We start from the raw sequence: 12,466 nt of genomic DNA, 5'->3' as shown, positions 1-12,466 counted from the left end.
CCCCGCCCGGCGGGGCCGGTCGCCGCGGACACCGCGCACCGCCCGTCCGGCGGTGGAGTGCCGGTGTCACGGGACGGGGTTCCACCGTGGGCGGACCGGGTCAGGGGGCCGGCGGTGACAGCTCCGCCAGCATCGCCGCGCGCAGCCGCAGGGTGGTGACCAGCCGCTGGAAGGCCTCCGACCAGTAGCCACCGGCTCCCGGCGACGCGTCCTCCGGCTCGTCCGGCACCGCCAGGAGCGCGTCGAGGCGGCCTGCCTCGGACGGGTCCAGGCAGCGTTCGGCCAGGCCCATGACTCCGCTGAAACTCCATGGATAGCTCCCTGCGTCCCGCGCGATGTTGAGCGCGTCGACCACCGCCCGCCCGAGGGGCGCGGCCCAGGGCACGGCACAGACGCCGAGCAACTGGAACGCCTCGGACAGGCCGTGCGTCTCGATGAACCCGGCAACCCACTCCGCCCGTTCGGCGGGGTCCAGCGTGCCGAGCAGCTTGGCGCGTTCGGCCAGGGACACCGCCCCGGGCCCGCCCGCCTCCGGCGCGGAGGGCGGCCCGAGCAGTGCCCGGGACCATGCCGGGTCCCGCTGCCGCACCGCCGCCCGGCACCAGGCCGCGTGCAGTTCGCTCCGCCAGTCGTCCGCCACCGGCAGGGCGACGATCTCCCGGGGCGTACGCCCGCCGAGCCGCCGCGACCAGGTCCCGAGCGGAGCCGACTCCGCCAGCTGACCGAACCACCAGGAGCGTTCGCCGCGGCCCGCGGGGGCCTTGGCCACCACGCCGTCGCGCTCCATGTCCGCGTCGCACTCGTGCGGCGCCTCCACGACGAGCGCCGGCGTCTCCCGCGTGCGGTCCACGGCCACGCAGGCGCCCGCCCTGACCGCCATCCGCCCCGCCAGGGCCGACGCGGGCAGCGCCGACAGCAACTCCGCCGCCGTCGCCCGCACGTTGCGGCTGCGGTCGGCCAGGGCCCGCTCCAGGAACGGCTCGTCGTCCGGACCGAGTCCGCTGCGCAGCGAGTCCAGGAACATCAGCCGGTCCTCGGCCCGCTCCGTCGCCCAGGTCCCCGCGAGGAGTTCGCGCGCGGCGGCCGGGTCACGGGAGCGCAGGGCGGTGAGGAGGGCGACCCGTTCGGCGAACAGACCCTCCTGCCAGAGCCGCCGTGTCCCGTCCGGGTCGCGGCCGTCGGTGACGGACGTACCGCCGCCCGGGGCGGAACGCAGGGCGAACCGCCAGTCCGGGTTGAGCCGGGCCAGCCAGAGCGCGCGCGGCCCCGCGAACCTGAGCGCCGCCGGGCGCAGGTCCGTCCGTCCGCGCGCGGCGTCGAGCAGGGCGGGCAGGACAGCGGGAGGCGGGGCGTAACCGCGGGCGTTCGCCGCGGCCAGCCACTGGGGCAGCAACTCCATGAGATCCGGTGCCGTGCCCCGGCGGCCGCCGCCGGCGGCGCCCGGCCGGTCCGCGAGCAGCATCGCGAGCCGGCGGGCGGCGGCCGCCGGCAGCGCGGGGCGCGGGTCCTCGGGTGCGGGCTCGGGACGCTCCGCGGCCGGTGCGGGCCGCAGCCCGGCCCTGCGCCGTACGGTCGCCGCCGCCGCGGCGTCCAGCAGGGCCGCGGCCGCCTCCACGCCGCGCCCGGCGCCTGCCGGGGTGCGCCGCTCCGTGCCCAGCACGGCCGTGGTGACCAGCTCCTCCCAGTCGTCCGGGAGGGAGGCGTCCAGGGCGGCGGTCGTCCTGCTCATGAGCTTCCTTTCCGGCGGGGGCCCCGGTGCGGTCGGACACTCAGGGGGTCCGAGTGTCCAGTGATGTCCGAAAGATGCCTGGGGCGGAGGGCAGCGGTGCCGGGCGCACCGGTCAGCACAGCGGCACCAGCGCACCGGGCCCGTCGGGCCATGCCGCCAAAGGAGTGAATCCCTGGTGGCCGCATTCGCCGAAGACCCGGACCGGGGCACCGCCCGACAGGGCGACCAGGCGCCACAGGCCCGGCCGGGACCGCGCAATGGGGGAGAGCGGCAGGGCCGCGTCCTCGTCCGCGTCGGCCAGCTGCCAGCCGTCCCCGTCCGGGGCCGGTATCACCCGGTCCAGGGTCACCGGGACCGAGTCCAGCCAGGGGTCGTCGCGCAGCGCCTCGCCGTAGCGGGCCAGCGCCCGCGTCGTCGTCGAGCCCGCCGGCCGCACGGACGTCGGCGCGGGGGCCGCGAAGCGCTCCCCCAGGGCCGCCCTCGGCCCTGCCGCGCCCCGGTACGCGGACAGCTCCGCGTCCAGGGCCCACCCGGCCGGCAGTGCCGGCTCGGGAGCCCGGCCGGCCGCGCCGTAGGCCAGGAGCAGTGCCGTACGCCCCGAAGCGCTGCCGTGGAGCCAGATGCGGCGGGTCGTCAGCCGGCTGTCCGCGGTGTCGTACTGGGCGAGGACCAGCCAGTGGTCGCGCACCGCAGGGCCGTCCGCGGGGGCGGACAGGCCGATGCGGGTGCGGACGGTCGCGGCGAGTCCTTCCGGCAGCCGGTCACGGCGCAGCCAGCCCCGGGTCAGCAGGTGCAGGAGCGCGCACTCCTCCAGCAGCCGGACCGGTCCGTCCGGCCCGCCGCCCGGGAGCGCCCCCAGCTCCCGCACCCGGTTGGCGAGCCCCGGGGCCTGGGCGTCGACCATGCGGGCCGCGGTCTCCTCCCACATGCCGGGCCCCGCCTGTCCGGCCGAGGCCAGCCCGGCCCGGAACAGATCCGTCAGGCGCCGCTCCAGCTCCTGTGCTCCCGCCGTGACCCGCCCGGCCCGCCGCTCCGCCCTGCGCCGCGCGGCGTCGGCACCGGCGGCCGCGGGAGGGGAACCCGCCGCATCCGCGGTTCCTCCCTCCACGGTTTCCGTGCGCCGGCCCGCGACCCACCGCTCGGCCCACCCCGGCACCCGCGCCCGCGGCACCGTCCCCCCTCCGTCCGCCCAGAGCAGCAGCAGACCGAGCGCGTGCTCGCACGGGGCCGCACGGCGCGGGCAGCCGCACGAGTACGCGGGACCGTCGGCGCCCGCCAGGTCGACGACCGTGCGGTACGGCGCGGCGCCCCCGCCCCCGTACGTCCCCCACACCGTCCCCGCGCCGGAACTGCCGGTCTCCGACCACGGCCCGGCCGCGGCGACTTCGCCCCCCGCTGCCCGTGACGCGGCGTCAGGCGCCAGTGCCAGCACCCGCTCCGCCGTCCAGCGCACCTCCTGCTCAGTCATGCCACCGAAACTAGATCCCGCCACTGACAATCGACCCCGGGCGCGCATCCGCGCAGGCCGGAGCGATTGTCAGTGGCGTGGTGCACGGTTGGTGGCAGATCCGAACCGGCCGAGCTGGAGGGGGACTCAGCCATGACTGTGCCTGTCGAACGGGACACGCTGCGGCCGCACGCCGAGGACGCCTTCGCCGCCGAACTCGCCGCACTGGCCGCGCAGGACGACCGCCCGCGCCCCGCGCGCTGGAGACTCTCGCCGTGGGCCGTCGCCACCTACCTGCTGGGCGGCACCCTGCCGGACGGCACGGTGATCACCCCGAAGTACGTCGGCCCGCGCCGGCTCGTCGAGGTCGCGGTCACCACCCTCGCCACCGACCGCGCCCTGCTGCTGCTCGGGGTGCCCGGCACGGCGAAGACCTGGGTCTCGGAGCACCTGGCCGCGGCGGTCAGCGGCGACTCCACCCTGCTGGTGCAGGGCACCGCCGGGACCCCGGAGGAAGCCATCCGCTACGGCTGGAACTACGCCCGGCTCCTGGCGGACGGCCCCAGCCGGGAGGCCCTGGTGCCCAGTCCGGTGATGCGGGCCATGGCGGAGGGCATGACGGTCCGCGTCGAGGAGCTGACCCGTATCCCGGCCGACGTGCAGGACACGCTGATCACCCTCCTCTCGGAGAAGACCCTGCCGATACCGGAGCTGGGGCAGGAGGTGCAGGCGGTCCGCGGCTTCAACCTGATCGCCACGGCCAACGACCGCGACCGCGGGATCAACGAGCTGTCCAGCGCCCTGCGCCGCCGGTTCAACACCGTGGTGCTGCCGCTGCCCGAGACTCCGGAGGCGGAGGTCGACATCGTCTCGCGCCGCGTCGGCCAGATCGGCCGCTCCCTCGACCTGCCGGCCGTGCCCGACGGCATCGACGAGATCCGCCGGGTCGTCACCGTCTTCCGTGAGCTGCGCGACGGGGTGACGGCCGACGGCCGCACCCGGCTCAAGTCGCCCAGCGGCACGCTGTCCACGGCCGAGGCGATCTCCGTGGTCACGGGCGGACTGGCGCTCGCGGCGCACTTCGGCGACGGGACGCTGCGGGCCGGGGACGTCGCGGCGGGCATCCTCGGCGCGGTCGTCCGTGACCCGGCGGCGGACCGTGTCGTCTGGCAGGAGTACCTGGAGACCGTCGTCCGCGAGCGTGACGGCTGGCAGGACTTCTACCGGGCCTGCCGGGAGGCCGGCGCGTGAGCGGAGGGGACGCGGACGCCGCGGGGCCGCTGCTGCTCGGGGTGCGGCACCACGGTCCGGGGTCGGCGCGCGCGGTGCGGGCGGCGCTGGAGGAGGCCCGGCCGGGTGTCGTGCTGATCGAGGGGCCGCCCGAGGCCGACCCGCTGATCCCGCTCGCCGCCGAGGAGGACATGCGGCCGCCGGTCGCCCTGCTCGCCCATGCCGTGGACGAGCCCGGCCGCTCGGCGTTCTGGCCCCTGGCCGGGTTCTCCCCGGAGTGGGTCGCGATCCGCTGGGCGCTGGAGCACGGCGTCCCGGCCCGCTTCATCGACCTGCCGGCGGCGCACACGCTGGCCCGGGAGGAGGACGAGGGGCACGCTCCGCCGGCCGCGGCGGCCGGCGAGGGCGCCGTGCCGGAGCCGCGCGTGCGCACCGACCCCCTGGGCGCGCTGGCCGAGGCGGCCGGCTACGACGACGCCGAGCGGTGGTGGGAGGACGTCGTGGAGCACCGGGGAGTGGGGAAGGGGGACCCGGTCGCGCCGTTCACGGCGCTGGAGGAGGCGATGACCGCGCTGCGCGAGGAGTGCGGCGACGGGGGGGACGAGCGGGACCTCGTCCGCGAGGCCCACATGCGGCTGCGGATCCGCGCGGCCCAGCGGGAGTTCGGGGACGGTGTGGCCGTGGTCTGCGGCGCCTGGCACGTGCCGGCGCTGCGGCGCGGCAACCCGCTCGCGGCCGACCGGGCCCTGCTGAAGGGGCTGCCCAAGGTGAAGACGGACATGACCTGGGTGCCCTGGACCCACCGCAGGCTCTCCCGGGCGAGCGGCTACGGCGCGGGCATCGACTCCCCCGGCTGGTACCGGCACCTGTTCGATGCCCCGGACCGGCCGGTGGAGCGCTGGCTGACCGAGGTGGCCGGGCTGCTGCGGGCCGAGGACCGGATGGTGTCGTCCGCGCACGTCATCGAGGCCGTACGGCTGGCGGAGACGCTCGCGGCGATGCGCGGACGGCCGCTGGCCGGGCTGAGCGAGACGACGGACGCGGTGCGGGCGGTGATGTGCGACGGCTCCGACGTGCCGCTGGCCCTGGTGCGCGACCGGCTGGTCGTCGGCGACGTCCTGGGGGAGGTGCCGGCCGCGGCGCCCGCCGTGCCGTTGCAGCGGGACCTCGCCCGCATCCAGCGCCGGCTGCGGCTGAAGCCGGAGGCGGCGGAGCGGCAGCTGGAGCTCGACCTGCGCAAGGACACCGACGCGGAGCGCAGCAGACTGCTGCACCGGCTGCGGCTGCTCGGCGTCGGCTGGGGTGAACCCGCCGTCTCGCGCGGCAGCACCGGCACCTTCCGGGAGAGCTGGCGGCTGCGCTGGGAGCCGGAGCTGTCCGTACGGGTCGCCGAGGCCGGGGTGTGGGGCACGACCGTCCACACCGCGGCGACCGCCAAGGCGGAGACGGGCGCCGTCACCGCGCGGGGCCTCGACGGGGTCACCGGGCTCGCCGAGCACTGCCTGCTGGCCGGACTGACCGGGGCGCTGCCCACCGTGATGCGGGTCCTCGCCGACCGGGCGGCCCTCGACACGGACGTCGGCCACCTCGCCCGGGCGCTGCCCGCCCTGGTCCGTTCCCTGCGCTACGGGGACGTGCGCGGCACCGACACGGCGGCGCTGGCCGAGGTCGCCGCCGGGCTGGCCGGGCGGATATGCGTCGGGCTGCCCCCGGCCTGCGCCGGCCTCGACGCCGACGCCGCCGAGGAGATGCGCGACCACGTCGACGCCGTGCACGGCGCCGTGGGCCTCCTCGACGACGCGTCCGCACCGGGCCACGGGACACTCCGGGTCCGCTGGCAGACGGTCCTGCGGACGCTGTCCGCCCGGGACACCGTGCCCGGCGTCGTCCGGGGCCGGTCCGTGCGGCTGCTGCTGGACGGCGGCGCACTGGCGCGGGACGAGGCGGCGCGGCTCATGGGCCTCGCGCTCTCGCGGGGCACGCCCCCGGCGGACGCGGCCGCGTGGGTCGAGGGGTTCGTCGGCGGGGCGTCCGACGGCGGACTCCTCCTGGTCCACGACGAGCGGCTGCTCGCCCTGGTGGACGCCTGGCTGACGGGCGTACCGGCGGAGGCGTTCACGGAGGTGCTGCCGCTGGTGCGGCGCACGTTCTCCGCGTACGGGCCGGGGGTGCGGCGCACCGTGGGGGAACTGGTCCGGCGCGGGCCGGGGGCACGCGCCGGCGTGACCGGCACGGGGCGCGTCACACCCGGCTTCGCCCCCGGCCCCGACACCGCCCGCGCGGACGCCGTGCTGCCGGTGCTGCGGCTGCTGCTGGGCGGCCCGGGCGAGGAGGACGAGAGAGCGAACACCGGACCGGCCGGGGAGGCGGGATGACGGGATGACGGACACGCACCCAGAGACGGAGACGGACACGTACCCACAGGGGGAGACGGACACGGAGGACCCGGCGGCGCGGGAGCGGCTGCGCAGATGGCGTCTCGTGCTCGGCGGGGACGAGGCCGACGGGACCGGCCACGCACTGTCCGGGCAGGACGCCGCGATGGACGGGGCGCTCACCGCGCTCTACGGCAAGGCGGACAGACCGCGGCCGGGCGGGGACCGCTCGGCGGGGCTCGGGGCGTCGGCGCCCTCGGTGGCCCGCTGGCTGGGGGACATCCGGACCTACTTCCCCGCCTCCGTCGTCCAGGTGATGCAGCGCGACGCCATCGACCGGCTTGGGCTCGCCACGCTCCTGCTGGAACCGGAGATGCTGGAGGCCGTCGAGGCCGACGTCCACCTCGTCGGCACGCTGCTGTCGCTCGACAAGGCGATGCCCGAGACGACGAAGGAGACGGCGCGGACCGTGGTGCGCAAGGTCGTCCGGGACCTGGAGGAGCGGCTCGCCACCCGCACCCGGGCCACCCTCACCGGCGCCCTCGACCGCAGCGCCCGCGTGAGCCGGCCGCGCCACCACGACGTCGACTGGAACCGCACGATCGCCGCCAACCTCAAGCACTACCTCCCGGAACACCGGACGGTCGTGCCGGAGCGGCTCATCGGGTACGGGCGCGCCTCGCGGTCGGTGCGCAAGGAGATCGTCCTGTGCGTCGACCAGTCGGGGTCGATGGCGGCGTCCGTCGTGTACGCGTCGGTGTTCGGCGCGGTGCTGGCGTCCATGAGGGCGGTGGACACGCGGCTCGTCGCCTTCGACACGGCGGTCGTGGACCTCACCGACCGGCTCGACGACCCCGTCGACGTGCTCTTCGGCACCCGGCTCGGCGGCGGCACGGACATCAACCGGGCGCTCGCCTACTGCCAGTCGCGGATCACCCGGCCCACGGAGACCGTGGTCGTGCTGATCAGCGACCTCTACGAAGGCGGCATCCGCGACGAGATGCTCCAGCGGGTGGCGGCGATGCAGGCGTCCGGGGTGCGGTTCGTGGCGCTGCTGGCGCTCTCCGACGAGGGAGCGCCCGCCTACGACAGGGAGCACGCGGCCGCGCTCGCCGCGTTGGGCGTGCCGGCGTTCGCCTGCACACCCGATCTGTTCCCGGAGGTGATGGCGGCGGCGATCGAGAAACGGCCGCTGCCGGTGCCGGAGACGGGATGACCGCACGCCGCACCCGTCACCGGGGCCGACCGGACCGGGCCGGGCCGGCAGTGGGCCGGGGAGTACGGGCATGACCGCCCATCGGTGACCGGGGGCTTGCGGGGGCTCGGGAGGCGCGGGCGAGGATCGGCGCCGTTCGGCACGGACCCGGTCGGCGTCCCACTCGTCCCGCCGTCCGGGAGGAGTCCCGTCGGGAGCCGGTCCCCGGCCGTGTCCGGCGCCGCCGCGCACGCGATGCGCGTCGCGGCCCGGCGGCGTGCGGATCAGCCGGCGTGCCGATTCCGTTCCGGATACCCGTGACCTTCCCGATCCCCGGTGACCTTCCCGATGCCCCCGGCACCCTCGGGGCGAGGCGTCCCGGCGTCGCACCGGCCCGCCGGCCCCGGGGTCCTGCCCGGCGCGGCGGGTGCGGGCCCGGGGACCGGTGCCGGGAGGTCCCGCTCTCCGCCCGCACGGCGGGGACGGCAGAACGGCCCCTCCCTCGACGCCGCGGTGAGCGTGCGTGTCTGAGACGTGAGCGGGCGCGCGCTGGCGGACAGGTCCCCGCGCCCCGGCGGACAATCCCCCCGCCCCTGCGGAAAACATCGCGGACCGGCACCCCGCCCCGTGTGCTGGTGCCCACCCGCCTTCCGCCCTCACCTGACTCACCGGTAACAAGGACTGCGCAGGGCATCAGGACCCGGACAGCCGAAAGCCGTCGGCTCGTCCGGGCGCGACCTCGCGGAGGAGTGACCGGCCCCATTGGGGTGGGCCCGGTCACCCCGCCATCCCGGATGCCGGGCATCCGCCCGTCCCCTCCGGGGTGTGCGCAGGGCCTCACCGGGTCAACCCCAGCCCGGTGAGGCCCCTCACCCGCGGCACGCCGTGCCAGGGAGCGAGGCATCATGTGACAGGTATCACCGCTCACGTGTGACCCGCGATTTAGAGAGGTCACCCAAGCGGCGATAGCCTGCGAGATGGACATGCCGCGCGCTCGGACACCGTGTGCGCCTCCCTTGTGACACAGCGGACGTCACGTTGCCCTTCGCGGCACGCCCACGCATCCAACGAACCGCGAGATCACTGATAGGGACGGAAGCGCGTGGACCTGTTCGAGTACCAGGCGAGGGACCTCTTCGCCAAGCACGATGTACCGGTGCTGGCCGGTGAAGTCATCGACACGCCTGAGGCGGCCCGCGCAGCCACTGAGCGTCTCGGTGGCAAGTCCGTCGTCAAGGCCCAGGTGAAGGTGGGTGGCCGGGGCAAGGCCGGCGGCGTCAAGCTCGCCGCGACCCCGGACGAGGCCGTCGCCCGCGCGACGGACATCCTCGGCATGGACATCAAGGGCCACACGGTCCACAAGGTGATGATCGCCGAGACGGCTCCCGAGATCGTGGAGGAGTACTACGTCTCCTTCCTCCTCGACCGTGCCAACCGCACCTTCCTCTCCATCGCCTCCGTCGAGGGCGGCATGGACATCGAGGAGGTGGCGGCCACCCGCCCGGAGGCCGTCGCCAAGACGCCGATCGACGCCAACGAGGGCGTGACCCCCGCCAAGGCGCGCGAGATCGTCGAGGCCGCGAACTTCCCGGCCGAGGTCGCCGACAAGGTCGCCGACGTCCTGGTCACCCTGTGGAAGACCTTCGTCGCCGAGGACGCGCTCCTCGTCGAGGTCAACCCGCTGGCCAAGGTCGCCTCCGGTGACGTCATCGCCCTGGACGGCAAGGTCTCCCTGGACGAGAACGCCGAGTTCCGCCAGCCGGAGCACGAGGCCCTCCAGGACAAGGCCTCCGCCAACCCGCTCGAGGCGGCCGCCAAGGAGAAGAACCTCAACTACGTCAAGCTCGACGGCGAGGTCGGCATCATCGGCAACGGCGCGGGACTCGTCATGAGCACCCTCGACGTCGTCGCCTACGCCGGTGAGGCGCACGGCGGCGTCAAGCCCGCCAACTTCCTCGACATCGGTGGCGGCGCCTCCGCCGCCGTCATGGCGAACGGCCTGGAGATCATCCTCGGCGACCCGGACGTCAAGTCCGTCTTCGTCAACGTCTTCGGCGGCATCACCGCCTGCGACGAGGTCGCCAACGGCATCGTGCAGGCGCTGCAGCTGCTCGCGGACCGGGGCGAGGAAGTCACCAAGCCCCTCGTCGTCCGCCTCGACGGCAACAACGCCGAGCTGGGTCGCAAGATCCTCTCCGACGCCAACCACCCGCTGGTGCAGCGCGTGGACACCATGGACGGCGCGGCCGACAAGGCCGCCGAGCTCGCGGCTGCGAAGTAAGGGACGAGGGACACCACAGCCATGGCTATCTTCCTCAACAAGGACTCCAAGGTCATCGTCCAGGGCATGACCGGTGCCACGGGCATGAAGCACACCAAGCTCATGCTGGCGGACGGCACCAACATCGTCGGCGGCGTGAACCCCCGCAAGGCGGGCACGTCCGTCGACATCGACGGCAACGAGATCCCGGTCTTCGGCACGGTCGCCGAGGCGATGGAGAAGACGGGCGCCAACGTCTCCGTCCTCTTCGTCCCGCCGGCCTTCGCCAAGGCCGCCGTCGTCGAGGCCATCGACGCCGAGATCCCCCTCGCGGTCGTCATCACCGAGGGCATCGCGGTGCACGACTCCGCCGCCTTCTACGCGTACGCCGTGGAGAAGGGCGACAAGACCCGGATCATCGGCCCGAACTGCCCGGGCCTGATCAGCCCCGGTCAGTCGAACGCCGGCATCATCCCGGGCGACATCACCAAGCCGGGCCGCATCGGCCTGGTCTCGAAGTCCGGCACGCTGACGTACCAGATGATGTACGAGCTGCGTGACATCGGCTTCTCCTCCGCCGTGGGCATCGGCGGCGACCCGGTCATCGGCACCACGCACATCGACGCGCTCGCCGCGTTCGAGGCCGACCCCGACACCGACCTGATCGTGATGATCGGTGAGATCGGCGGCGACGCCGAGGAGCGGGCCGCGGCCTACATCAAGGACAACGTGACCAAGCCGGTCGTCGGCTACGTCGCGGGCTTCACCGCGCCCGAGGGCAAGACCATGGGCCACGCCGGCGCCATCGTCTCCGGCTCCTCCGGCACGGCCGCCGCCAAGAAGGAGGCCCTCGAGGCCGCCGGCGTCAAGGTCGGCAAGACGCCGACCGAGACGGCGAAGCTGGCGCGCGCGGTCCTCGCCGGCTGAGTCACCGGCACCGGCGCACCGCACGCGTGGGCCCGTCCCCCCGGCAAGGGGGGACGGGCCCACCGTCGTCTCCGCGCGGGTTCACCCGGCGCGGCTCACTCCGCCCGGGGCGTCAGCCGCTGCGTGCCCCGCGGCAGTTCCTCGCGCAGACTGTCCCGCAGCTCCCGCTGCTCCTCCGACAGCGGACCGGGCGCCACCCGCGGCGGAACACCCTGGACCGTCTCGCCCGGCGGTACCGGCGGCTCGTAACGGGTGGGTGCCGTGTGCAGGGTGACGGCCGTGGCGCCGATCAGGGCGACCGTGAAGGCGATGGCGGCCCGGGTCCAGAAGCGCGCCCGGCGCTCGCTGCCGCCGCGCACCGCGGGGGGCTCCGCCGCGCGCAGCCGCCCGATGGAGCCCAGCCCCGCCAGCCGGTGGTGCAGCTCCCGCGGGTCGGACAGGTCCGGCAGCCGGGCGGCGACGGCCTTCCGCGCGCACATCAGCCGGCCGGCCGCCGCCCTGGTGGTGGCCTCGGTCTCCGCCGCCGTCTCCGGCAGGCCGAGACCGACCCCGTCGTACAGCAGCAGCGTGCGGCGGTACGGCCGCGGCAGGGTCAGCAGCGTCTCCAGGAGTGCGCGGTCCCCGTCGTCGGCGGGCGGGGGCTCGGGTTGCCGGTAGCGGCGCCGGAAGCGGTGCCAGGGGGAGAGCGCCCACTCGTGCGCCGCCGCGCGCACCCAGCCGGCCGGATCCGGGTCGCGGGCCACCTCGGGCCAGCGGTCCCAGGCCTGCTGGAACGCACGCTCCACCGACTCGCGGGCGAGGTCGCGGCGGCCGGTGAGCAGGTACGCCTGCCGGACCAGGGCGGGGGCGCAGTAGGAGTACAGGGCGTCGAAGGCCTGAGCGGGTGTCAGGCCCCCGGTCTCCCGCGACGCCGGCGGGGGCGCCTGGGCGAACGCCGCCGGCTCCGGCGCGACGGCGCCCGCGGGCTCGCCGGCCGGTCCGTCCGGACACACCGTCACCACAGCGGACTCCTCCTCCTGCTGACGCCCCGGTACGCGATCGGCCCCGGCCTCGTCCCCGGGGCGGGCGGGTGTGTCCGCCGGGCCGGCCAGAGCGGCGAGCAGCGTGGCGTAGGCCTCCAGGTTCCGGCCTCGTGGCGTGCTGCGGCCGGACTCCCACGAACGCACCGTCTCGGGCCGTACGCCCACCCGCGCGGCGAGCTGAGCCCGCGTCAGGGCGCCCGCCTCACGCAGACGCCGGCGTTCCCTGGGCGGGGGGAGCGGGGTGGCAGGGCTCCGTGTCACTGGACGCCCCTCCGTCCAAA

Annotated in this window: 8 protein-coding genes; 5 read left to right on the top strand and 3 right to left on the bottom strand. The window is 75.6% G+C overall.

Going from position 1 to position 12,466, the window contains the following annotated elements; genetic code table 11:
• Positions 1-100: 100 nt before the first annotated feature.
• Together IE118_RS14730 and IE118_RS14725 are read right to left on the bottom strand one after the other, a co-directional pair.
• Positions 101-1,729, bottom strand: coding sequence for a DUF5691 domain-containing protein (locus IE118_RS14730; RefSeq protein WP_189558343.1), 1,629 nt, complete (start codon positions 1,727-1,729; stop codon positions 101-103).
• A 112-nt stretch (positions 1,730-1,841) separates the two neighbouring features.
• Positions 1,842-3,197, bottom strand: coding sequence for an SWIM zinc finger family protein (locus IE118_RS14725; RefSeq protein WP_189558342.1), 1,356 nt, complete (start codon positions 3,195-3,197; stop codon positions 1,842-1,844).
• 132 nt (positions 3,198-3,329) lie between these two features.
• On the opposite strand from IE118_RS14725, the gene IE118_RS14720 reads away from it, so the two are divergent.
• The 5 genes from IE118_RS14720 (at position 3,330) to sucD (ending at position 11,163) form a co-directional block, all read left to right on the top strand.
• Positions 3,330-4,427, top strand: a complete 1,098-nt coding sequence (locus IE118_RS14720; protein WP_189558341.1) for an ATP-binding protein — start codon at positions 3,330-3,332, stop codon at positions 4,425-4,427.
• On the top strand, positions 4,424-6,781 hold the full coding sequence (locus IE118_RS14715) for a DUF5682 family protein (protein ID WP_189558340.1): 2,358 nt from the start codon (positions 4,424-4,426) through the stop codon (positions 6,779-6,781). The genes IE118_RS14720 and IE118_RS14715 overlap by 4 nt, the downstream gene beginning before the upstream one ends.
• Before the next feature lie 4 nt (positions 6,782-6,785).
• Entirely contained in the window at positions 6,786-7,997 is a 1,212-nt protein-coding gene (locus IE118_RS14710; RefSeq protein ID WP_229846815.1) for a vWA domain-containing protein, read from the top strand.
• 1,081 nt (positions 7,998-9,078) lie between these two features.
• On the top strand, positions 9,079-10,257 hold the full coding sequence (gene sucC, locus IE118_RS14705) for an ADP-forming succinate--CoA ligase subunit beta (RefSeq protein WP_189558339.1): 1,179 nt from the start codon (positions 9,079-9,081) through the stop codon (positions 10,255-10,257).
• A gap of 21 nt (positions 10,258-10,278) precedes the next feature.
• Entirely contained in the window at positions 10,279-11,163 is an 885-nt protein-coding gene (sucD, locus tag IE118_RS14700) for a succinate--CoA ligase subunit alpha (RefSeq protein WP_189558338.1), read from the top strand.
• Positions 11,164-11,258: 95 nt separating this feature from the next.
• Here the strand turns inward: sucD and IE118_RS14695 are convergent, their stop codons facing one another.
• Positions 11,259-12,446: a helix-turn-helix domain-containing protein gene (locus tag IE118_RS14695; RefSeq protein WP_189558337.1), complete on the bottom strand. Its 1,188-nt coding sequence runs from the start codon at positions 12,444-12,446 to the stop codon at positions 11,259-11,261.
• Between the last annotated feature and the right edge of the window lie 20 nt (positions 12,447-12,466).

The sequence above is a fragment of the Streptomyces pilosus genome (assembly GCF_014649835.1).
Classification (GTDB): Bacteria; Actinomycetota; Actinomycetes; order Streptomycetales; family Streptomycetaceae; genus Streptomyces; species Streptomyces pilosus.
This window is presented reverse-complemented; position numbering and strand designations above follow the sequence as displayed.